Below are 22505 nucleotides of genomic sequence, written 5' to 3'. Positions count from 1 at the left end.
GCCACTTTTAGCCATACCCGAATCGACAACGCCCATGAACGCCCCCCGCACACCAAGACCTGCGCGCAAGAAGCCTGACTCCGCTACCCCGGCCAAAGCCGTGGAACCCCGCGAGAAGGCCAGCCTGCACCCGCGCAATCGCCATCAGGGTCGTTACGACTTCCCGGCGCTGATCAAAACCACGCCGGAGCTGGCGAAGTTCGTGATCATCAATCCGTATGGCAAGGAAAGCATCGACTTCGCCAGCCCGGACGCGGTTCGGGTGTTCAACCGGGCGCTGCTCAAGTCGTTCTACGGCATCGCCCATTGGGACATCCCGGCCGATTACCTGTGCCCACCGGTGCCGGGCCGTGCTGACTACGTGCACTTCCTGGCTGACCTGCTGGCCAGCGTCAACGACGGTGAAATACCTCGCGGTGCGCCGGTCAAGGTGCTCGATATCGGCATGGGCGCCAACTGCGTCTATCCGCTGATCGGCTACAGCGACTATCGCTGGCACTTCCTCGGCTCGGAAATCGACCCGACGGCCGTGGCCGCCGCCAAAGCCATCGTGCAATCCAACGGGCTGAACAAAGCCATCCAGCTGCGCCAGCAAAGCAATCCCAAGCACATTCTGCTGGGCCTGCTCGAACCCGGCGAACGCTTCGACCTGACCATGTGCAACCCGCCGTTCCACGCCTCGATGGACGAGGCAACCAAGGGCAGCGAGCGTAAATGGCGCGCACTGGGCCGCGCCGACCCGAAACGCAAACTGCCAGTGCTGAACTTTGGCGGTCAATCGGCCGAACTGTGGTGTGAAGGTGGCGAAGCACGCTTTGTGACGCAACTGATCGCCGAGAGTGCGCATTTTCAACACAAAGTGCTTTGGTTCAGCACTCTGGTCTCGAAAGCCTCAAACCTGCCTGCGATCCAGACGGCACTGAAAAAGGCCGGTGTATTGGAAAGCCAGGTCGTGGAAATGTCTCAGGGGCAGAAGCAAAGCCGCTTTGTCGCCTGGACGTTCCAGACTAAAAGCGAGCAGCAGGTCTGGCGTGAACGCTGGGCGCGTAAAAGCTGATTAACTGACCGACGTAGATCAACTGTGGGAGCGGCGGTGCGACGATTCGACTTGCTCGCGAAGGCGGTGTGTCAGTCGACTTCAATGGTGACTGACACACCGACTTCGCGAGCAAGCCCGCTCCCACATTGGTTTAGCGGTGTTTGTGGTAAATCGCACGCACAAAAAAACCGTGCCCGGATTGCTCCGGAGCACGGTTTTTTCTAACAAGTCTTACTTGTTAACAGCGTCGGTCAGGCCTTTGGCCACAACCAGCTTGATAACTTTCTTGGCAGCGATTTCGATGGCAGCGCCAGTCGAAGGGTTGCGGCCGGTACGGGCAGGACGCTCAGTCACTTTCAGCTTGCCGATACCTGGCAGGGTGATTTCGCCGCCGTTTTCCAGCTGATCAGCAACGATTTGGCCCAGTTGGTCCAGAGCGTTACGCGCGGTGGTTTTTGGCGCGTCGATAGCTTCAGCGATGTCGGCGATCAGTTGGTCTTTAGTAAGAGCCATTGTAGTGTTCCTTCCCTATCAAATTCATATGGATTGCAGAGTGCAGTGTCAGCCATCGAGCCCGATCTTCTGGATCTGGCACCCTCGGCATAACCTCGACGAGTCGGGGTTATAGATACCGAAATCAGGGTTTGGTTCGACCTGACAAATGCTGAATGCACGCTTAACGCAGTGACTTCGCGTAAGACCGGGCAAAACTAGCACAGAGACGGGGAAATATCCGCCTCTAGCTACCCATTTGGTCAGCTTTATTGCTCTAAATCGTGAAAAAGCTGCATAAGGGCCGTCGGGCAGCTTCGAATTGACCTTCGTACCGCGCCAAAACCAGTGGTTGCGGTACACTGGGCGCTTTTTCGGGGGAGCACGCCCTCCTCTCTTCAATCAGCCGAGAAGCCCATGCCGATCCGTCATTGCATCGTCCACCTGATCGACAAAAAACCCGACGGCACACCCGCAGTTCTTCATGCCCGCGATTCCGAACTGGCCGAGTCCAGCGCCATCGAGTACATGCTTGCCGACCTCAACGAGAGCTACAACGCCAAACAAGGCAAGGCCTGGGGTTTCTTCCATGCCGAGTCCGGGGCGCATCCGTTCAGCGGCTGGCTGAAGGAATACCTCGACGGCGGTAAGGACTTCACAGCCTTCAGCCGAGTGGCAGTGGAACATCTGCAAAAGCTGATGGAAGAGTCGAACCTCTCTGTGGGCGGCCACGTGCTGTTTGCGCATTACCAGCAGGGCATGACCGATTACCTCGCCATCGCCCTGCTGCACCACAGTGAAGGCGTGGCAGTGACCGATCAGCTGGACGTGACCCCTTCGCGACACCTGGACCTTGGCCAGTTGCACCTGGCGGCGCGGATCAACGTCTCCGAGTGGCAGAACAACAAGCAATCCAAGCAATACATCTCGTTCATCAAAGGCAAGAATGGCAAAAAGGTTTCGGAGTACTTCCGCGACTTCATCGGCTGCCAGGAAGGCGTCGACGGCCCCGGCGAAACCCGCACCCTGCTCAAGGCTTTCAGTGACTTCGTCGAAAGCGAAGACCTGCCGGAAGAGTCCGCACGCGAGAAGACCAAGACCCTGGTGGATTACGCCAGCAGCCAGGCAAAAATGGGCGAGCCCATGGGCCTGGAAGAACTGTCCGGGCTGATCGACGAAGAACGCCCGAAAGCTTTCTACGATCACATCCGCAACAAGGACTACGGCCTGTCACCCGAGATTCCGGCAGATAAACGCACCCTGAACCAGTTCCGCCGCTTCACCGGTCGTGCCGAGGGCTTGTCCATCAGCTTTGAAGCGCATCTGCTGGGCTCGAAGATCGAATACGACGAAGAAGCCGGTACGCTGATCATTAAAGGCCTGCCGACCCAATTGACCGATCAGCTCAAGCGACGCAACTGATGCTCGGCGGTGTATTGAAGAAGTGCCTGCTGATCTTGCTGGTGGTCGTGGTTTACCAGAACTGGGGCAAGATCGAGCGGGTGTTTCACCCCTCGCAGGTGGTGTCCGAGCAGACCCAGGCCAAGGCCAACGTCGTGCTCTACGCCACCGATTGGTGCGGCTACTGCAAGCTGACCCGACGCTTTCTCGACCAGAAAGGCATTCCGTACAAGGAATTCGATATCGAGAAAGATGCCCAGGCGCGCAAGGCCTACGAGGCGCTGGGAGGACGCGGGATTCCGCTGATCGATGTGAACGGCACGTTGATACGCGGGTATGACCCGGACAAGGTTCTTGCTGCATTGAAGTAAATACAAACCTGTAGGAGCGAGGCTTGCCCGCGAAGAACGATAACGCGGTGTATCTGTTGTACCGCGTTATCGTTCTTCGCGGGCAAGCCTCGCTCCTACGGGGTTCAGCGTTTTTCGATTCGGAACCCGAACCGAGGAAAGTGCACATGCACCACGCCGGCCCGCTCATCTTCGCGACGCAAAATCAGCTCTTCGCTACCCGCAAACAGCAACTCTCCCGCCACCGGATCAACACCGTAATCGGTCGCTGCAATCACCACCTGCTGGCCAACCTCGAACCCGTTCGGCTCATCGAACTGCTCATCCGGCAACGCAGCCGGTGTGGCGTTGCGCGCGACTTCAAGCGCTTCCTCAGAAGTCATCTCGCTGAACGCGCCATGACCAAAGCCCATCACCCGGCCAAACCAGGCCGACACAGCCGGATAAGCATCCACCAACGGGGATGTCACGTGTGTCGCTTTGAGGAACCACAGCGAATGGGCCAGGGCAAAGTCGGCAATCGACGGCTCGCCGAACAGGAAGTCGCCCTGTTCGCGCTGAAGCTGCTGCTCCAGGCGCGCCATGATCGTTGGCCACTGATGCCGAGCCTGCTCTGCCGATAACCGTGTGGCGCTGCCACCACTGAACAAGCCGGCGCGATCGGCCAGGAACCCCTTGATCGCTTCCGGCGACAACTTGCCAAAGCGCACCGCCACCGACGCCGGCTGGAACACCAGGCTGACCGCATGCTGGAACACCACTGAATCAACCCATGCCGCGAAGGTCGCGGTGATCATTTCCTGGCCTTCCGGGAAGAACGCCGGCAAGGCTTTTTCCTGCTCCAGACGACGCGCCATCAGCGCCGTGTCGCAATAGACATCAGCACCAATCTGCAATACCGGCGTCTTGCGATAGCCGCCGGTCAGCGCCGTCAGATCGGGTTTCGGCATCACTGGCGAGATGTTCACCGAGCGCCAGGACAGCCCCTTGAAGCCCAGCAGCAAGCGGGCCTTTTCGGCGAAAGGGGACGTCGGGTAGTGATGAAGAATCAACTCGGACATGCTCGGCTCCGCCGCTCGGATAAGGAACCCGCAGCTTAGCGCGCAATCCACAAGCAGCCTACCCATCTGCCTGATGGGCGCTTATCAGTCAGATTGATAAGCCCGCAGCCGCGCTCGCCACCAGACATTCCTTGGCGCTTTTCTTGAGTTTTTTAATCAATCGTTCCTGGCGCAGTGCTTCGCTTTTGTCGCGACAGACTTCGGTGTACACCAGCGCCACGGCCGGGCTGGACAGGAAGAAGCGCGCACCTTTGCCACTTTGGTGGGTGGCGAAACGGCGCACGGGATCGTCACTGATCCCGCAGTAGAGCGAACCATTGGCCGCGCGAACGAGGTAGACGAACCAGGGTTTGCTGACGGGCAGCGGCGGTTCGGCGGCAATGACGGAAGATTCGCTCGAGGTGTTCACGTGACGATCAAGGCTTGTAGGAAACAAGCGGCGATCTTATCAGCGACTGGCCTGGAATGCCTTCAGCCCCTTCAAGGCCTGGGCACGAACGGCGTTTTTCACCGCTGGCGTCCAGCCCAACAACAGCCCTTTGAAACCCAGCGCCTGACGCGACCAGCGCCACAGATCAAAGCTATCGTGATGCTCGCAGATCTTGCCGTCACGAAACACGAAACGCGCCTGGATGTCGTTGACCACGGTATTGCCGGTCTGGCTGAACAGGTAGGTCGCCACCCAATGGGCACCGCCCGTGCGCTCATCGCTGCGCACATTATCGAAGGTCAGGGAGAAGTCCTTGGCCCGGGTGGTGAGCATGCGCCACATGTCGCCGGCGTCGCGCCCATGCAGTTCACCAAACGCCGGATCACTGAACACTACGTCCTCGGTGTAGCAGGCGCTCATGGCCTCGGCATCCAGCCGCTGGAAGGCTTGATAGAACCGGGTGATCAAGGCGTTGTGGGCATCACTCATGGACAGGCTCTCCGGGTTGCAAAGTGGCATCGAAAGATTGCCTGCACGATAGTCAACAAATGCGCGGAACACTATCGGCATTCGTGGCCCGAATACCGACAGTGCGCAAGCGTCAAACCTTCTCGCTTTGAACCTGAACGTACAGCGAACGCCCGGCACCCAGGCCGGCGATGATCGCACCGAGGCCGATGACGCCGAAGATCCAGCCCAGGGCAGTCCAGCCGCCGGTCCAGTCATGCACTACACCGACCGCGAACGGCCCCATGGACGCCAGGGTGTAGCCGAAGCCCTGGGCCATGCTCGACAGGTTGGCCGCGACATGGGCGTCCCGCGAACGCAGCACGATCAGGGTCAACGCCAGGCTGAACGTAGCGCCCTGCCCCAACCCCAGCAGGATCGCCCAGCCCCACAGGCCATCGATCGGTGCATAGAGGCAACCGAACAAACCGCCGAGGGTCATTGCCATGACGATCACGATCGCCGGCCGCTGATCCTTGCCACGCGTCGCCAGCCAGGGTGCTGCCAGCGAGCTGATCAACTGGACAATCACCGAACCCGACAACACCAGACCGGCCTGGGTTGGCGTCAGACCGCGGCCGATCAGAATCGACGGCAGCCAGCCAAACACGATGTAGGCCAAAGACGATTGCAGGCCCATGTACAAGGTCACTTGCCAGGCCAGCGGATCACGCAACAGCCCTCGGACCCGATAGGCAACATGATGCGCGCCGTGTTTCTGACCGACTTGCGGCAACCAGAAAATCGCCGCGACCAACGCTGGAACCACCCAGAAACCGAGACCCAAGGCCCAGCTCTTGTCGAAATGCTCGCTCAACGGCACCGTCGCCCCAGCCGCCATGGCCGCGCCCAGGCACAGCGCCATGGTGTAGACGCCGGTCATGGTGCCGGCCTGTTTCGGGAAATCGCGTTTAACAATGCCGGGCAGCAGCACGCCGATCACCCCGATACTGGCGCCGGCCAGCACGCTACCGGCGAACAGGCCGACCTCGCCGAACGAACTGCGCAACATGATCCCGCCGGCCAGCATCAGAAGAATTCCCAACACCACCCGTTCGGCACCAAAACGCCGCGCCAGCACTGGCGCCAAGGGTGCGAACAGACCGAGGCAAAGTACCGGCAAGGTTGTCAGCAACCCGGCCTGGGCAGCCGAGAGCCCCAGCGTCTTCGAGATCTCGCTGAGCATCGGCGCCATGCTCGACAATGCCGGACGCAGGTTCAGCGCCACCAGAATCAGGCCGAGCAACAGCAGCCATGGCCGCTGAAGGACCGGGTGAGTTTGCTGAGCCTGTTCGTCATCAGCCTCGGCGTCGATCAACAGCTCTTCGAGCTCCGCCGTACGCTTGAGCTCAATGATGCTGCTGTTACTGGCCTGCTGGGTGGACATGGGGTTCTCGGTTTCAAGGTTCATTGATCAACTGCCTCGACAAGGCTTTTGCCCGTTCCGGGTCGCGTTGCTCGACGGCATCGAGCAGTTCGATATGAAGGTCGAACACCGCTTGGCGTCGAGGTGAGATGTTCAAGGTCTGGCGCAAGTGCGCGCCGACGATGCTGGAGAAATAGCGATACAGCTCGCTGAGTGTCGGGTTGTGCGCCGCATCCACCAGTCGACGGTGAAATACCAGATCGCAAGCAATGTAGGTGTCGAGATCGCCGTGGTAGTGACTGCCGCTGACGCCCAGCGCTTCACGCAACGCCACCAGGTCTTCATCGGTGCGACGTAATGCAGCCAGACCAATGGCTTCGACTTCCAGAATGTGCCGGGTTTCCCTGGCCTGCTCCTGCGAACAACGGGACAACGCCCTCATCGTGTCCAAAGGATCAACCACCGCCCGCAAATAGCTACCGTCGCCCTGACGAATCTCAATCAACCCGGAAAACGCCAGTACACGCATGGCTTCGCGCACGGTGTTGCGGCTGATGCCCAGCTCAGTCGCCAGTTCCGGCTCGGTAGGCAAGCGCTGGCCGACCGTCCAGATGCCTTGGTTAATGCGCAGGCGTAACTGATCCAGGGCCTGATCGACCAGGGATCGTTTAATTAACGGAGAAATGTCTGACATAGAATTCGCCCTTTCATCCAATCATAGGATGAATTTTCTGACATGTTAGTCAGCTTCGTGTAGGACGGCAACCGCCTACGGTCAGAGAGAGGGAATGGAGCGGGATTTTCGATTGGTCAAAATTACCCTTTAAGGGTAATTTCAGGGATAGGGTTCACGGTTTCTTATGGAAAAGAACACACCCCACTACGCCTTGTCAGTCGTCAAGGATGAGCTCAGAAGGCAAGGAGCCAAAGCGTTTACTCAAGTCGCATTGAGGTCCGGCAAGCGCATGGGATTGAACCTGCGAGATATGGAGTTAGTCATTTGCTCGCTGGAACGCCGGATGCTCTATAAGTCGATGACGTGCTACACCGATCACCGAAGCTGGCAGGACGTTTACCACACTACATTTCAGGAAATGGAGCTCTACATCAAAGTGACCTACTGCCCCAAAGGTGGGCCCCCGGTGATCTCTTTCAAGGAGCGGAACGTATGAATACGCGGCAATGCATGAGTTGTGGCACTCAACACGCCATGCAACATTTCGAAGGTCGCAGCCTCAGTGTCGACTACAAGAACGTATCACGCTGGGTGCACGATATTGCAGGCTGGGAGTGCAAGGTCTGCGGTGAAATCATTTTCGATAATGATACTGACAGCGCCGAGCGCTACTCCGACGCTGGCGATAAACTGCTCGAAGACTGCTTTCAAATCATGGGCACCGAGATGAAGCGTATCCGCCGCAAAATGCATCTCACGCAGAAGGAAGCAGTGAAGTTGCTTTCCGGCGCTGGTCACAATGCGTTCTCACGATACGAGCGCGGCGAACTTCCCCCACCTCAAGCTTTGTTCACGCTAATGCGCCTGTTGGATCGTCATCCGCATTTACTTGCTGAAATACAAGCAATGAACGAAGGCACTGACTTGAGGCGATTGCTCGCTGCACGATTCCCGGAACAGGAAACAACACTGGCGTCCTGACTTCGAAATCCAGACAAAAATAAACCCGGAACACTGTCCGGGTTTATTTCACTGCCAAGCGCCAATCAATGCAGAATCTGGCTCAAGAACAGCTTCGTGCGCTCATTCTGCGGGTTGTCGAAGAAGTCGTTCGGCGCAGCCTGTTCGACGATTTCACCTTTGTCCATGAAGATCACGCGATTGGCCACGGTACGGGCGAAGCCCATTTCGTGGGTTACGCAAAGCATGGTCATGCCGTCTTCGGCCAAGCCGATCATGGTGTCCAGAACTTCTTTCACCATCTCTGGGTCGAGTGCCGAAGTCGGTTCGTCGAACAGCATGATTTTTGGTTTCATGCACAGGGCACGGGCAATCGCCACACGCTGTTGCTGACCGCCAGACAGTTGCCCCGGGTATTTATGCGCCTGCTCCGGAATGCGTACGCGCTCCAGGTAATGCATGGCGATTTCCTCGGCCTTGCGCTTGGGCATCTTGCGTACCCACATCGGCGCCAGGGTGCAGTTCTGCAGGATGGTCAAGTGCGGGAACAGGTTGAAGTGCTGGAACACCATGCCGACTTCACGGCGGATCGCTTCGATCTGCTTGAGGTCGTTGGTCAGCTCCACGCCATCGACCACGATGCGACCCTGCTGGTGTTCTTCCAGTCGGTTGAGGCAACGGATGGTGGTGGATTTGCCGGAACCCGATGGGCCACACAAGACGATGCGCTCGCCCTGCTTGACGTTCAGGTTGATGTCTTTCAACACGTGGAACTGGCCGTACCACTTGTTCACGCCCTGCATCTGAATAATGCCTTCAGGGCTCACAGGCTGTTTGATCGCTTCACTCATAAACTACGCTCCTAACGCTTGTGGCCAGTGTCCAGCTTACGTTCCAAATGCATGGAGTAGCGGGACATACCAAAACAGAAAATCCAGAACACCAGGGCCGCGAACACATAGCCTTCAGTGGCCATGCCCAGCCATTTCGGGTCGGCGGCGGCTTGCTTGACGCTGTTGAGCAGATCGAACAGACCGATGATGATCACCAGGCTCGTATCCTTGAACAGCGCAATGAAGGTATTGACGATGCCAGGGATCACCAGCTTCAGGGCTTGCGGCAGAATCACCAGGCCCATGCTGCGCCAGTATCCGAGGCCCATCGCTGCAGCCGCTTCGTACTGACCTTTGGGGATCGCTTGCAGACCGCCACGCACCACTTCAGCGATGTAGGCCGACTGGAACAGGATCACACCGATGAGCGCGCGCAACAGTTTGTCGAAGTTCATGCCTTCGGGCAGGAACAACGGCAACATCACCGACGACATGAACAGCACCGTGATCAACGGCACACCGCGCCAGAATTCGATGAAGGTCACGCAGACCACGCGAATCGCCGGCATGTTCGAACGCCGGCCCAAGGCCAGAACGATACCCAGCGGCAATGCACCGACGATACCGACGGTAGCGATCACCAGAGTCAGCATCAAGCCGCCCCATTGGCTGGTCGCCACTTCGGTCAGACCGAACCATCCACCGTGCAACAAGACGTAGGAAATGATCGGATAGAGCACCAGAAAGCTCAGGCCGTAGATTGCCTTGTGTGGAACGCGTGCGATGAACAACGGCGCCACGCCAATCACCGCCAGCCACACGGTCAGGTCTACGCGCCAGCGCAGGTCTGTCGGGTAGTAACCGTACATGAACTGGCCGAAGCGCTGCTGGATGAACACCCAGCAGGCGCCCTCCTTGGTGCAATCGGCGCGAGTGGTGCCGACCCAGTTGGCATCGAGAATCGCCCAGCTCACAACAGGCGGAACTATCAGGTAAATCAGATAGAACGCGAACAGCGTCAGCAGGGTGTTGATCCAGCTGGAGAACATGTGCGCCCGCATCCACGCCACGATACCGATGCTGCTGCTCGGTGGTGGCATGTCGGGTTTGAAAGTATGAGTCGTCATGCGCTTTTCCTTACCGCTCGATCAGCGCAATGCGCTTGTTGTACCAGTTCATCAGCAGGGAAATGCTGATACTGATCGCCAGGTACACGCTCATGGTGATGGCAATGACTTCGATCGCCTGCCCGGTCTGGTTCAGCACCGTACCGGCAAACAACGACACCATCTCCGGATAACCGATACCGGCCGCCAGCGAGGAGTTTTTCGCCAGGTTCAGGTATTGGCTGGTCAGCGGTGGAATGATCACGCGCAGGGCTTGCGGGATGATCACCTTGCGCAGGGTCGGACCATTGCGCAATCCCAACGAGTGGGCCGCTTCGGTCTGGCCGTGGCTGACCGACTTGATGCCCGAACGCACGATTTCGGCGATAAACGCCGCGGTGTACACCGTCAGGGCCAGGGTCAGCGCCAGCAGTTCCGGGATCAGCACCCAGCCACCGACGAAGTTGAAGCCCTTGAGCTCCGGCATTTCCCAGTGCAGTGGCGCGCCGAAGATCAAGGCACACAGCGCAGGGATCACCAGGAACAGCGCCAGGCCTGCCCAGAATTTGTGAAACGGTACACCGGTCGCTTCGAAGCGTTTGGTCGCCCAGCGGCTCATCAGCACGATCGCGACGATAGCCACGACGATGCTCGCCACAAACGGCCAGAAACCATCCGCCGTCAACGCTGCAGGCATGTTCAGGCCGCGGCTGCTGACGAAGAAGGTGTCGCCGAAGTTATGGCTGTTGCGTGGCCCCGGCATGGTCAGGAACACGGCGAAGTACCAGAACAGGATTTGCAGCAGCGGCGGAATGTTACGGAAGACCTCTACATACACCGTCGCCAGCTTGGCAATGATCCAGTTCTTCGACAGCCGTGCCACACCGACGATGAAACCGAGGATCGTCGCCAGGATTACACCGATAAAGGTGACCAGCAGGGTGTTGAGCAAACCGATGACGAACACACGGGCATAGCTGTCCGATTCGGTGTAGTCGATCAGGTGCTGAGCGATGCCGAAACCGGCACTGCGCTCAAGAAAGTCGAAACCCGAGGTAATGCCCCGGTGCTGAAGGTTGGTTTGCGTGTTGTCGAACAGGTACCAACCCATCCCGACCACGGCGACAACCGTGATGATCTGAAACAGCCACGCACGCACTCGTGGATCGCTGAGGCTGAGCCTCTGCTTAGGTGCGCCGATTGAATTTTGCATGAAGTGCCCCGGAAATAATGGAACAGAACATCACCCGGTGGTTGGCCCACCGGGTGATAGAACCATCAGCGCACTGGTGGTGCGTATTGAATGCCGCCAGCGTTCCACAGCGCATTCAGGCCGCGGTCGATTTGCAGCGGAGTATCCTTGCCGAGGTTGCGCTCGAACATCTCGCCGTAGTTGCCGACTTGCTTGACGATCTTCACGACCCAGTCTTTCGGCAGTTTCAGGTCTTTACCATATTCACCGTCAGCGCCCAGCATACGAGCGACGTCAGGGTTCTTGGTGGATTTGGCTTCGGCTTCGACGTTCTTCGAAGTCACGCCTGCTTCTTCAGCATTGAGCAGGGCGTAGCCAGTCCAACGCACGATGGCCAGCCACTCGTCGTCGCCGTTACGCACGACCGGGCCCAGGGGCTCCTTGGAAATGGTTTCCGGCAGAACCACGTAGTCCTTCGGCGAGGCCAGCTTGCTGCGCTGGGCGAACAGCTGGGACTTGTCGGAGGTCAGCACGTCGCAACGACCGGATTCCAGCGACTTGGCGCTTTCATCGGAGGTGTCGAATGTGATCGGGGTGTATTTCAGGCCATTGGCGCGGAAGTAGTCGGAGACGTTCAGCTCAGTGGTGGTACCGGCCTGGATGCAGATGGTTGCACCGTCCAGTTCCTTGGCACTTTTCACGCCCAGCTTGCTGTTAGCGAGGAAGCCGATGCCGTCGTAGTAGGTGATGAAGCCTGGAAACTTCAGGCCCATGCCCGCATCACGGGAGCTGGTCATGGTGGAGTTGCGCGACAGCACGTCGATTTCGCCGGACTGCAGAGCAGTGAAACGCTCCTTGGCATTCAACTGGCTGAATTTGACCTTGGTCGCGTCGCCGAATACGGCAGCAGCCACAGCGCGGCAGAAGTCAGCATCGATACCGACGATCTTGCCAGTGGAGTCCGGAACCGAGAAGCCCGGCAGACCGTCACTCACACCACACTGTACGAAACCTTTCTTCTGCACTGCATCCAGGGTTGCACCCGCCTGAGCGAACCCACTGACACCGAGTACTGCGGCTGCAGTCACGATGGCCAGGGTGGATTTCAATAACTTCATTCAAACCTCCAGTTTTGCTCTTGTTGTGTCGGAGCTTGAGCCCTGTCGCACCCTTATGAGGCGTTGTTGACCCATGTTGGCTTTTTTTAGGGTCAACCGACGTAAGGACCGTCGCTATGAGTCTAGTAGGAGAAAATCCACATCATGGACAACTCCCTTCTCACCAATCGGCCGAACGGGCTGTAGCCCTTTCACGTTCGCGAAGCCCGTAGCGGCCACTGGCGAACATCCATCACCGGATTCTTTGCTATCCCATGACCAGCCATACACTGATAGTGTTACCGCAAGGCATGAGATTGGTTGCACAGGCTTCCCCATAGCAAAGCCCGTACCAGACCGCTCGCTAAAGCGATTCAGCGCAAGATCAATAGCAAAACTTTCAACCTTGCGACATCTTCTTAACTGATCAACCCATTGCGCACTCGAACCTCGCACTTAATGAGAGCGCACGCACAACAATGGAGCAGACATGACCGAGCCCCTGATTCTTCAACCCGTCAAGCCCGCAGACGCCTGCGTAATCTGGCTTCACGGGCTGGGTGCCGACCGCTACGACTTTTTGCCGGTAGCCGAGGCACTACAGGAAAACCTGCTCAGCACCCGTTTCGTTTTGCCCCAGGCACCGACTCGCGCCGTCACCATTAATGGCGGCTATGAGATGCCAAGCTGGTACGACATATTGGCAATGAGCCCGGCGCGCGCGATCAGCCGCGAGCAGCTGGAGGCATCCGCGCAACGGGTCTTTGATTTGATCGAAGAGCAGAAGGCCAGCGGAATAGACGCCTCGCGCATCTTTCTCGCCGGTTTTTCCCAAGGTGGCGCCGTGGTATTGCACACAGCCTTTCTGAAATGGCAGGGACCGCTGGGTGGCGTACTTGCCCTCTCGACTTATGCGCCGACCTTCAGTGATGAACTGGAGCTTTCCGCCAGCCAGCAGCGCATTCCGGTGCTGTCATTGCACGGCCAGTACGATGACGTTGTGCAAAACTCCATGGGCCGAACCGCCTATGAGTATTTGAAGCAGCGTGGTGTCACCGTGACATGGCAGGAATACCCAATGGGCCACGAAGTGTTACCTGAAGAAATTCGTGACATCGGCGTCTGGCTCGCCGAGCGTTTGCGTTAAAAGCTACCCATTGATCCATCCCACTACGCCGCGCCCGATTCTTGCATTACACTGGCCGGCGTATATTCCTTAACCAATTGATGAGATGACCGTGCTCAAAGCACTCAAGAAAATGTTCGGTAAAAGCGAGACTGAGCAGCTCGCGCCAGTCTCCAGCGCTCCTTCTCATACTCCCAGCCACCGCACCGACGGTAATCAGCCTGGCCGGACCGCAACCGTAGCGGCACCGAAGCACGAGCCGGTGACCACACCGACCGCCCCCGCAGCCGAGCCCATCGCCTCTGAGCAGCCGCGCAGCGAAGCCCCGAAACCGGCAAAACCGCGTCGCGAACCCAAGCCAAAAGCGCCGGTTATTCCCTGGAAACTCGAAGACTTCGTCGTCGAACCCCAGGAAGGCAAAACCCGCTTCCACGATTTCAAACTCGCCCCCGAACTGATGCACGCCATTCAGGACCTGGGCTTTCCGTATTGCACGCCGATCCAGGCGCAGGTGCTCGGCTTCACCCTCGCGGGCAAAGACGCCATCGGTCGTGCCCAGACCGGCACCGGCAAAACCGCTGCCTTCCTGATTTCGATCATCACTCAGCTGCTGCAAACCCCGCCGCCCAAAGAGCGCTACATGGGTGAACCGCGAGCACTGATCATCGCCCCGACCCGGGAACTGGTGGTGCAGATCGCCAAGGACGCAGCCGACCTCACCAAGTACACCGGCCTCAACGTCATGACGTTTGTCGGTGGCATGGACTTCGACAAGCAACTCAAGCACCTCGAAGCCCGTCACTGCGACATCCTCGTGGCCACTCCGGGCCGTTTGCTCGATTTCAACCAGCGTGGCGACGTGCACCTGGACATGGTCGAAGTCATGGTACTGGACGAAGCCGACCGGATGCTCGACATGGGTTTCATCCCACAAGTGCGTCAGATCATTCGCCAGACTCCGCCGAAGAACGAGCGCCAGACGCTGCTGTTCTCCGCGACCTTCACCGAAGACGTGATGAACCTCGCCAAGCAATGGACCACCGACCCGTCGATCGTCGAGATCGAAGCGCAGAACGTGGCCAGCGAAAACGTCGAGCAACACATCTACGCGGTGGCCGGTGCCGACAAATACAAATTGCTCTACAACCTGGTCAACGATAACGGCTGGGAACGGGTAATGGTCTTCGCCAACCGCAAGGACGAAGTGCGGCGCATCGAAGAACGCCTGGTGCGCGATGGCGTCAACGCGGCGCAGCTGTCTGGCGATGTGCCACAGCACAAGCGCATCAAGACCCTGGAAGGTTTCCGCGAAGGCAAGATCCGCGTGCTGGTGGCCACCGATGTGGCCGGTCGCGGCATTCACATCGACGGCATCAGCCACGTGATCAACTTCACCCTGCCGGAAGTCCCGGACGACTACGTGCACCGCATCGGTCGTACCGGCCGTGCCGGCGCGGATGGCGTGTCCATCAGTTTTGCCGGTGAAGACGACTCCTACCAGCTACCGTCCATCGAGGCGTTGCTGGGTCGCAAGATCAGTTGTGAAACGCCACCGACGCATCTGCTGCGGGCGGTTGAGCGCAAGCGCCCGTAACTCGGGCCTTTCAGAAAGGGGCGCAGCCGGCAACGGACTGCGCTTTTTTTTCGTCCGGCTTTTTCAACAGGACTTGCTAGAGATAACTAAAAGTCCATAATGGACAAATTAGTTTACTTCCAGCGCCCGGAGCCGACCATGCCCAGCACGCCTTATGTAATCACCCAACCTCAAGCCCGCGAACTGCTGGCACACGTTGACGTGCCGCAGATCCTGCGCAAGCTGTTCCGCGACCTGGCCGCCGGGCAAGCCGTGCAGCCGGCACAACAGCTGGTGGAATTCCCGCAGGGTGCCGGGGACTTCATCAACTACCTGGGTGTGCTGGCCGAAGACGGGGTCTATGGCGTCAAGACGTCGCCTTACATCGTGCGCGAGCAAGGCCCGCTCGTAACCGCCTGGACGTTGCTGATGTCGATGCAGACCGGTCAGCCGCTGCTGCTCTGCGAGGCCGGTGAATTGACCACCGCACGCACCGCCGCGACGACGGCGGTGGCGGTCGATGCCCTTGCTCCATTGAATGCTCAGCGCCTGGCGATCATCGGCAGCGGTAAAGTGGCCCAGGCGCACCTGCACTACGTCAAGGGCCTGCGGGACTGGCAAAGCATCAGCCTTTATTCGCCAAGCCTGAACGGCAAGAATCCCGAAGCGCTGGCACAGCTTAAAAGCCTCGATCCACGGCTGACCCTCGTCGACAGTTGCGAAGCCGCGATTCAAGATGCCGACGTGATCATGCTCTGCACCTCGTCCGCCGGCCCGGTGATAGACCCGTCAATTTTGAGCAAACCGGCGCTGATCACCTCCATCAGCACCAACGCCCCACGCGCCCATGAGGTGCCTCCGCAAAGCCTCAATGACATGCAGGTGTTCTGTGACTATCGTCAAACCACTCCGGGCTCGGCCGGCGAAATGCTGATCGCCGGTGAGCAGCATGGCTGGGACAAGCGTTCGATTGTCGGCGACCTGCCCGACTTGCTCAGCGAAAAAGTGCAGCGCCCCGACTACGACCGCACGGTGTTCTTCCGCTCCATCGGCCTGGGCCTGGAAGACATCGCACTGGCCAATGCCCTTTACCAACTACAGCGCTAAGAGCACGCCCTTCGTAGGAGCGAGGCTTGCCCGCGAAGGCGGTGTGTCAGTAGACATAAACCAAGACTGACACACCGCCTTCGCGGGCAAGCCTCGCTCCTACAGGGGAATTCCACAATTTCGGCATTTGCGCCCCACAGGAGACGTTCATGAGCCAGGCAGATTTCATCATCATCGGCGGCGGGATTGCCGGCGCTTCCACCGGTTTCTGGCTGTCGCAGCACGGGCGGGTGATTGTGCTCGAACGCGAATCCCATCCGGCCTATCACTCCACCGGACGCTCGGCGGCGCTGTTCACCGCTGCCTATGGCACACCGCAGGTTCGGGCATTGACCCAGGCCAGCCGCGACTTCTTCGACGCACCGCCGCCCGGTTTCTGCGAACACCCGCTGCTGACCCCGCGCGGCGAGATGACCGTCGACTTCACCGGCGATCCGGCCGAGCTGAGCAATCAATACCTGAGCGCCAAAGCCACGGTGCCGCAAATGCAATGGCTCAGCGCCGACGAAGCCTGTGCGCGCCTGCCGATCCTGCGTCGGGAAAAAGTCCATGGCGCGATCTACGACCCGACCGCCAGCGACATCGATACCGACGCTCTGCATCAGGGCTATCTGCGCGGTATCCGGCGCAATAAAGGTGAAGTGCATACCGACAGCGAAGTGTTGAGCCTGACCCGGGATGTCGAAGGGCAGTGGCAGGTTCAAACCAACACTCAGACCTTCAGCGCCCCGATCATCATCAACGCCGCCGGTGCCTGGGCCGACAAGATTGGCGAGCTGGCCGGTGCCAAACCAATGGGTTTGCAACCCAAGCGCCGCGCAGCTTTTATCTTTGCCGGCCCCGAGGGCCTGGATATCCATGACTGGCCAATGCTGGTCAGCCTCGATGAATCCTTCTACATGAAGCCTGACGCCGGCATGTTCCTCGGCTCACCGGCCAACGCCGACCCGGTGGAACCGCACGACGTGCAGCCCGAAGAACTGGACATCGCCATGGGCATTTACCAGATCGAAGAAGCCACCACCCTGACCATTCGCCGCCCGACCCGCACCTGGGCCGGCCTGCGTAGTTTCGTGCGCGACGGGGATTTGCTGTCCGGCTTCGATCAGCAGGTGCCGGGGCTGTTCTGGGTCGCGGCGCAAGGCGGCTACGGCATCCAGACGTCGCCAGCCATGGGCCAGGCCAGCGCTGCACTGGTACGCGGTGAAGCCTTGCCCGAGCAGCTCACCCGTTTCGGCCTGGACGCCGAGATGCTCTCCCCCGCCCGCTTGAGCTGATCCTGCCCGTCAGGTGACGTGTCCACACGATTGCGGCAAACTTCCAGTGCCCCTTTTTAACGGGGCGCTGACGCTGCCTGGAGTTCCACTGTATGAACGCACCTGAAAAAGACTCGGCCCTGGACGCTACGTCCATGGACAACTTCCGCGCGATTGCCGATGCCATCGCCACGTTGTTCTTCCCTCATGCCGAGGTGGTGCTGCACGACCTGCGCACGCAAAAGGTCGATTACATCGCCAACAACCTGTCCAAACGGGAAATCGGCGATGACTCGTCGCTGGAAGACATGCTCAGCGAAGACGTCAGCGAACGAAACATCGGGCCGTACGAAAAGCTCAACTGGGACGGCCAGAAGATTCGCAGCCTCAGCAGCGTGTTGCGCGACAGCGAGGGTCGTCCGCTGGCAGTGCTGTGCATCAACCTGAATATCTCGCTGTTCGAGAACGCGAAAGCGGCGCTGGATTTGTTCCTGTCGCCGACCAAGCTGATCCCGCAACCGGACTCACTGTTTCGCGATGACTGGCAGGAACGGATCAACACCTTTCTGCACACCTGGCTACGCGAGCGTCAGTTGAGCCTGAACGTGCTGACCCGCGACCACAAACGCGAACTGGTGCTGGCGCTGCACGCCGAAGGCGCCTTCAAAGGCAAAAGCGCCTCCAACTATGTGGCCAATGTGCTGAACATGGGGCGGGCGACGGTGTACAAGCATTTGAAGGAATTGAAGGGATAGGCCCTGGGATTTTGGCTGTCTGACAGGGCCCCTTCGCGAGCAAGCCCGCTCCCACATTCAATCGCATTTCTTCAGGAAGAACTCGATCAACTGTGGGAGCGGGCTTGCTCGCGAAAGCGATTAATCAATCGCCGTAAATATCCGACTTGAAATACTTCTGCGAAATCTTCTGATACTCGCCATTGGCGCGAATCTCGTCGATCGCCTTGTTCAGATCCGCCACCAACTGCGTGTTGCCCTTGCGCACGGCAATCCCGGCGCCCTCACCCACGTATTTCGGGTCTTTCAATTCCGGCCCGACAAACGCATAGCCCTTGCCACGCGGCATCGACAGGAAGTCATTCAGTGGAATAGTGTCGGCAAAAATCGCATCGAGACGACCGGCTGCCAGGTCCATGTAGATTTCTTCGTTGTTGCTGTAGCGCTTGACGTTGATGCCCTTGGGTTCGAAAACCTCGGTGGCGTAACGGTCGGTGGTGGTTGCGCGCTGCACGCCGATATTCTTGCCCTTGAGGCTGGCGTACTGGTCATCCACCACTGCGCCGTCCTTCATCACCAGACGCGATGAGGTGAAGTAATACTTGTGAGTGAAATCCACCGATTTCTTACGGTCTTCGTTGATGGTCATGGACGACAGCGCCATGTCGATTTTCTTCACTTTCAGGGAAGGAATCAGACCGTCGAACTCGCCTTCGACCCACACACACTTGACCTTCATCTGCGCGCACAGCGCATTGCCGATGTCGTAGTCAAAGCCGACAATCTCGCCTTTGTCGGTTTTGGACGCAAACGGCGGATAAGCCGCTTCGATACCGATACGCAGGTCTTTCTCGGCGGCGAACAAGCTACTGCACGCCAACAGGCTCAAGGCCAGACCGGTGATGAGGGGGAATTTCTTCATATTCGTTCTCTCGCGGGTTGTTGTTGGTTTGGCAAGACAGAAGAAGCTGAAACGGGGAAGCACTTTTTTGTACTTATATTTCCATACTGGACTTTTACGTATTATCCGTCAATCGGGCAGACAGCCTTATACCCGGCCTCTGGTCGGGTGCTAGCCAAATGCAAAAAAGGCCGGGTCGGTGCTTCGCAAACTAGCGAAACACCGACCCGGCCCTCAGGAACCGCCCAGAGAGTTATTCCAGCGCGGCAGCCGGCCCGAAGAACTCGTAACGGCTCTGCTGCTCTGGCACACCCAAAGCCTTGAGGTGACGCTTGATCGCCGCCATGAAGCCTTTAGGCCCCAGGAAGTACGCATCCACATCGCGTTCTTTTGGCAACCACGCGCCAAGTTGCTCCTGGCTCAACAGGCCAACCTTGTCCGCTGCCGGGCTGATCCCATCGTCTTCGGCATAGCAATAAAAACGCTTGAGCTGCGGATGACGCTCGGCCAGGCCATCGATCCAGTCACGGAAAGCATGCACGCTACCGTTACGCGCGCAGTGAATGAAGTGCACCGGCCGCTCGGTCGCCAGCGCCGCTTCGAGCATCGCCAGCGTCGGGGTGATGCCGACGCCGCCACTGATCAGCACCAACGGTTTGTCGCTGGCGGTCAGGGTGAAATCCCCCGCTGGCGGGAACAGCATGATGCTTGCGCCGACGTGCAGTTGATCGTGCAAATGGTTGGAAGCGCGGCCGCCGGTTTCGCGCTTGACGCTGATGCGGTACTGGCCCTTGTTGGCCAGCGCCGACAGCGAATAGTTACGTCGAATTTCTTCGCCATCGAGGATCAGTTTCATGCCGATGTACTGGCCAGGCTCTGCCGCGAGAATCGGACCCTTGTCCGCCGGTTCGAAGTAGAAAGAAATGATTTCCGCGCTTTCCTCGACCTTGCCCGCCACGACGAATTCCCGCGCACCGCGCCAGCCGCCCGGAGCCTGCTCTTTCTGGTCGTAAATGCTGGCTTCGGCACCGATCAGAATATCAGCCAGTTGATTGTAGGCCGCGCCCCAGGCACTCATCACTTCCGGAGTGGCAATCTCTTCGCCCAGCACTTCGGAGATCGCTCGCAACAGGCAGCTGCCCACAATCGGGTAATGCTCCGGGAGGATCTGCAGGGCCACGTGCTTGTTGATGATCTTGGCCACCAGGTCGCCCAACTGATCGAGCTGATCGATGTGCCGCGCATACATCAATACACCGTTGGCCAGGGCGCGAGGCTGATCGCCACTGGCCTGGTGGGCCTGGTTGAACAGCGGGCGGACTTCCGGGTATTCGGAGAGCATCATGCGATAGAAGTGAGTGATCAACGCTTCGCCGCCGCTTTCCAGCAACGGAACGGTGGACTTGATGATGGCACGATCTTGAACGCTAAGCATAAGAGCAACCCCTGGGCTTTATATGAATAACCTTTACGTATCAGTTTCCATGCCAACAATTAAAACCTTATAAATCAGTAAGTTAAAAACACAGTAGTCATATCGACACGCGACGCTTTATAGTCACACCGACTACACGGAGTCATTATGACTGCAAAATTATTGCTCACGACCCTGCTGCCTCTGGTCTCCGACCTGTCCCGCGAACTGCCCGAAGGCGAGCGCTACCGACGCTTGCTCGAAGCCATGCGCGCCCTGCTCCCGTGCGACGCCGCGGCCCTGCTGCGACTGGACGGCGAATGGCTGGTGCCGCTGGCGGTGGACGGGTTGAGCACCGACACCCTCGGCCGACGTTTCAAAGTCAGCGAACACCCGCGTTTCGAAGCGCTGCTCAGCAGCCCCGGCCCGACTCGTTTCGCCGCCGACAGCGATTTGCCCGACCCTTATGACGGTCTGGTCGATGGTCTTCACGAACATCTGGAGGTCCACGACTGCATGGGCTGCCCGCTGTTTATCGACGAGCGTCCGTGGGGTTTGCTGACCCTCGACGCGCTCGACCCTGAACGTTTCGAACCGATCGAACTGGACGCCCTGCAAGCCTTCGCCAGCCTCGCCGCCGCCACGGTCAACGCCGCCGAGCGCATCGAGCGGCTGGCCAATCGCGTTGAGGACGAACATCAGCGCGCCGAGGTTTACCGTCAGGCCAGCGGCCAGCAGAACCGCGAAATGATCGGCCAGAGCAAGACTTACAAACGACTGGTGGAAGAGATCAGCCTGGTGGGCGGCAGCGACCTGACGGTGCTGATCACCGGCGAAACCGGAGTCGGCAAAGAGCTGGTGGCCCAAGCCATCCACGCGGCGTCCCCACGGGCCGACAAACCGATCATCAGCCTCAATTGCGCCGCCCTGCCAGATACGCTGGTGGAGAGCGAATTGTTCGGCCATGTGCGCGGGGCTTTCACCGGCGCGACGAATGATCGGCGCGGCAAGTTCGAGCTGGCCAATGGCGGCACGCTGTTTCTCGATGAAGTGGGCGAACTGTCGCTGACGGTTCAGGCCAAATTGCTGCGAGTGCTGCAGAGCGGGCAATTGCAGCGTTTGGGGTCGGACCAGGAACATCAGGTCGACGTGCGATTGATCGCCGCGACCAACCGTGACCTGGCTGAAGAAGTGCGCAGCGGTCGCTACCGTGCCGACTTCTATCATCGCTTGAGCGTTTACCCGCTGCTGGTGCCCGCACTGCGCGATCGCGGTCGGGATGTGCTGCTGCTCAGCGGCTACTTCCTGGAACAAAACCGCTCACGCATGGGCCTCAACAGCCTGCGCCTGACCAGTGATGCGCAAGCGGCATTGTTGGCGTATGACTGGCCGGGGAACGTGCGAGAGCTGGAGCATTTGATTGGTCGCAGTGCATTGAAGGCGTTGGGTAACTGCAAGCAACGGCCGAAGATTCTCAGTTTGAGTGCGGCGGATCTGGACTTGCCCAATGGCAGCGTTGAACCTGCGCCAGAACCGGTGGTTGCGGCACCGGCGGCGGCATTAATTGCAGGGGATTTGCGTGAGGCCACCGAGCATTATCAGCGCCAACTGATCAGCGCTTGCCTGGAACGGCACCAGAACAACTGGGCCAGCGCGGCGCGGGAGCTGGGGCTGGATCGGGCGAACCTTGGACGGATGGCCAAGCGGTTGGGTATGAAGTAACGCGATGCTTTGTAGCAGCTGCCGAAGGCTGCGTTCGAGGACGAAGTCCTCGCCAAACCGGTCACCACGTTGTACCTGGATATATCGCCTGCGCAGGTTTACGACTGCTTCGCAGTCGAACGCAGCCTTCGGCAGCTGCTACAAAGGTCGCGTTGGTCGTTA

At 58.9% G+C, this 22505-nt stretch carries 23 protein-coding genes; 11 read left to right on the top strand and 12 right to left on the bottom strand.

Annotated elements, in window-relative coordinates; genetic code table 11:
• Positions 1 to 34 precede the first annotated feature (34 nt).
• The gene (gene rlmF, locus KW837_RS25225) at positions 35 to 1057 is read left to right on the top strand and encodes a 23S rRNA (adenine(1618)-N(6))-methyltransferase RlmF (protein ID WP_007905515.1); all 1023 of its coding nucleotides are present in this window, start codon (positions 35 to 37) and stop codon (positions 1055 to 1057) included.
• Positions 1058 to 1270: 213 nt separating this feature from the next.
• Here the strand turns inward: rlmF and KW837_RS25220 are convergent, their stop codons facing one another.
• Positions 1271 to 1552: an HU family DNA-binding protein gene (locus KW837_RS25220; RefSeq protein WP_007905514.1), complete on the bottom strand. Its 282-nt coding sequence runs from the start codon at positions 1550 to 1552 to the stop codon at positions 1271 to 1273.
• A 396-nt stretch (positions 1553 to 1948) separates the two neighbouring features.
• Here KW837_RS25220 and yejK point away from each other — a divergent pair, with 396 nt between their 5' ends.
• Complete coding sequence (yejK, locus tag KW837_RS25215) at positions 1949 to 2953, top strand: nucleoid-associated protein YejK (RefSeq protein WP_007905511.1); 1005 nt, start codon at positions 1949 to 1951, stop codon at positions 2951 to 2953.
• Positions 2953 to 3303 (top strand): glutaredoxin family protein, encoded by a 351-nt coding sequence (locus tag KW837_RS25210; protein ID WP_123494432.1) that lies wholly within the window; start codon positions 2953 to 2955, stop codon positions 3301 to 3303. The genes yejK and KW837_RS25210 overlap by 1 nt, the downstream gene beginning before the upstream one ends.
• A 104-nt stretch (positions 3304 to 3407) precedes the next feature.
• On the opposite strand, the gene KW837_RS25205 is transcribed toward KW837_RS25210, so the two are convergent.
• From KW837_RS25205 to KW837_RS25185, 5 genes are all read right to left on the bottom strand, one after another.
• Complete coding sequence (locus tag KW837_RS25205) at positions 3408 to 4343, bottom strand: glutathione S-transferase family protein (protein WP_218398940.1); 936 nt, start codon at positions 4341 to 4343, stop codon at positions 3408 to 3410.
• Positions 4344 to 4431: 88 nt separating this feature from the next.
• Complete coding sequence (locus KW837_RS25200) at positions 4432 to 4752, bottom strand: GIY-YIG nuclease family protein (RefSeq protein ID WP_007905504.1); 321 nt, start codon at positions 4750 to 4752, stop codon at positions 4432 to 4434.
• A 39-nt stretch (positions 4753 to 4791) separates the two neighbouring features.
• The gene (locus KW837_RS25195) at positions 4792 to 5262 is read right to left on the bottom strand and encodes a nuclear transport factor 2 family protein (RefSeq protein ID WP_218398939.1); all 471 of its coding nucleotides are present in this window, start codon (positions 5260 to 5262) and stop codon (positions 4792 to 4794) included.
• 112 nt (positions 5263 to 5374) lie between these two features.
• Positions 5375 to 6691 carry a CynX/NimT family MFS transporter gene (locus KW837_RS25190; RefSeq protein WP_218398938.1) on the bottom strand — a complete coding sequence of 439 codons (1317 nt, stop codon included), beginning with the start codon at positions 6689 to 6691 and terminating at the stop codon, positions 5375 to 5377.
• On the bottom strand, positions 6681 to 7340 hold the full coding sequence (locus tag KW837_RS25185; protein WP_218398937.1) for a FadR/GntR family transcriptional regulator: 660 nt from the start codon (positions 7338 to 7340) through the stop codon (positions 6681 to 6683). Before KW837_RS25185 ends, KW837_RS25190 begins: the two co-directional genes overlap by 11 nt.
• A 166-nt stretch (positions 7341 to 7506) precedes the next feature.
• On the opposite strand from KW837_RS25185, the gene KW837_RS25180 reads away from it, so the two are divergent.
• Together KW837_RS25180 and KW837_RS25175 are read left to right on the top strand one after the other, a co-directional pair.
• Entirely contained in the window at positions 7507 to 7818 is a 312-nt protein-coding gene (locus KW837_RS25180; RefSeq protein ID WP_218398936.1) for a type II toxin-antitoxin system MqsR family toxin, read from the top strand.
• Entirely contained in the window at positions 7815 to 8303 is a 489-nt protein-coding gene (locus KW837_RS25175) for a type II toxin-antitoxin system MqsA family antitoxin (protein WP_218398935.1), read from the top strand. Before KW837_RS25180 ends, KW837_RS25175 begins: the two co-directional genes overlap by 4 nt.
• Before the next feature lie 65 nt (positions 8304 to 8368).
• Here KW837_RS25175 and KW837_RS25170 read toward each other — a convergent pair whose 3' ends face one another.
• The 4 genes from KW837_RS25170 to KW837_RS25155 all read right to left on the bottom strand — a co-directional run bounded on the left by KW837_RS25170 (position 8369) and on the right by KW837_RS25155 (position 12531).
• Positions 8369 to 9133, bottom strand: a complete 765-nt coding sequence (locus tag KW837_RS25170) for an amino acid ABC transporter ATP-binding protein (RefSeq protein ID WP_008053474.1) — start codon at positions 9131 to 9133, stop codon at positions 8369 to 8371.
• Between the two features lie 11 nt (positions 9134 to 9144).
• Entirely contained in the window at positions 9145 to 10242 is a 1098-nt protein-coding gene (locus KW837_RS25165; RefSeq protein WP_007905491.1) for an amino acid ABC transporter permease, read from the bottom strand.
• Between the two features lie 10 nt (positions 10243 to 10252).
• Positions 10253 to 11434, bottom strand: coding sequence for an amino acid ABC transporter permease (locus KW837_RS25160; RefSeq protein ID WP_123494441.1), 1182 nt, complete (start codon positions 11432 to 11434; stop codon positions 10253 to 10255).
• Between the two features lie 65 nt (positions 11435 to 11499).
• Positions 11500 to 12531 carry an amino acid ABC transporter substrate-binding protein gene (locus KW837_RS25155; RefSeq protein ID WP_123494442.1) on the bottom strand — a complete coding sequence of 344 codons (1032 nt, stop codon included), beginning with the start codon at positions 12529 to 12531 and terminating at the stop codon, positions 11500 to 11502.
• A 469-nt stretch (positions 12532 to 13000) separates the two neighbouring features.
• Here KW837_RS25155 and KW837_RS25150 point away from each other — a divergent pair, with 469 nt between their 5' ends.
• From KW837_RS25150 to KW837_RS25130, 5 genes are all read left to right on the top strand, one after another.
• Entirely contained in the window at positions 13001 to 13657 is a 657-nt protein-coding gene (locus KW837_RS25150) for an alpha/beta hydrolase (RefSeq protein ID WP_218398934.1), read from the top strand.
• 85 nt (positions 13658 to 13742) lie between these two features.
• Positions 13743 to 15230: an ATP-dependent RNA helicase RhlB gene (rhlB, locus tag KW837_RS25145; protein WP_123494444.1), complete on the top strand. Its 1488-nt coding sequence runs from the start codon at positions 13743 to 13745 to the stop codon at positions 15228 to 15230.
• A gap of 138 nt (positions 15231 to 15368) precedes the next feature.
• The gene (locus tag KW837_RS25140; RefSeq protein ID WP_218399025.1) at positions 15369 to 16316 is read left to right on the top strand and encodes an ornithine cyclodeaminase family protein; all 948 of its coding nucleotides are present in this window, start codon (positions 15369 to 15371) and stop codon (positions 16314 to 16316) included.
• 149 nt (positions 16317 to 16465) lie between these two features.
• On the top strand, positions 16466 to 17593 hold the full coding sequence (locus KW837_RS25135) for an FAD-binding oxidoreductase (protein ID WP_218398933.1): 1128 nt from the start codon (positions 16466 to 16468) through the stop codon (positions 17591 to 17593).
• A gap of 92 nt (positions 17594 to 17685) precedes the next feature.
• A complete protein-coding gene (locus KW837_RS25130; protein WP_063341476.1) occupies positions 17686 to 18327 on the top strand; it encodes a transcriptional regulator in 642 nt (213 codons plus the stop codon).
• A 124-nt stretch (positions 18328 to 18451) separates the two neighbouring features.
• Here KW837_RS25130 and KW837_RS25125 read toward each other — a convergent pair whose 3' ends face one another.
• Both KW837_RS25125 and hmpA read right to left on the bottom strand, forming a co-directional pair.
• The gene (locus tag KW837_RS25125) at positions 18452 to 19228 is read right to left on the bottom strand and encodes an ABC transporter substrate-binding protein (RefSeq protein ID WP_218398932.1); all 777 of its coding nucleotides are present in this window, start codon (positions 19226 to 19228) and stop codon (positions 18452 to 18454) included.
• Between the two features lie 232 nt (positions 19229 to 19460).
• The gene (gene hmpA / locus KW837_RS25120; RefSeq protein WP_218398931.1) at positions 19461 to 20642 is read right to left on the bottom strand and encodes an NO-inducible flavohemoprotein; all 1182 of its coding nucleotides are present in this window, start codon (positions 20640 to 20642) and stop codon (positions 19461 to 19463) included.
• Between the two features lie 147 nt (positions 20643 to 20789).
• Here hmpA and norR point away from each other — a divergent pair, with 147 nt between their 5' ends.
• Positions 20790 to 22343, top strand: coding sequence for a nitric oxide reductase transcriptional regulator NorR (gene norR, locus KW837_RS25115; RefSeq protein ID WP_218398930.1), 1554 nt, complete (start codon positions 20790 to 20792; stop codon positions 22341 to 22343).
• Positions 22344 to 22505: the final 162 nt, after the last annotated feature.

The sequence above is a fragment of the Pseudomonas sp. PDM24 genome (assembly GCF_019218905.1).
Lineage (GTDB): Bacteria > Pseudomonadota > Gammaproteobacteria > Pseudomonadales > Pseudomonadaceae > Aquipseudomonas.
The sequence above is the reverse complement of the archived record's forward strand: the minus strand, read 5'-3'. Positions and strand labels throughout refer to the sequence as shown.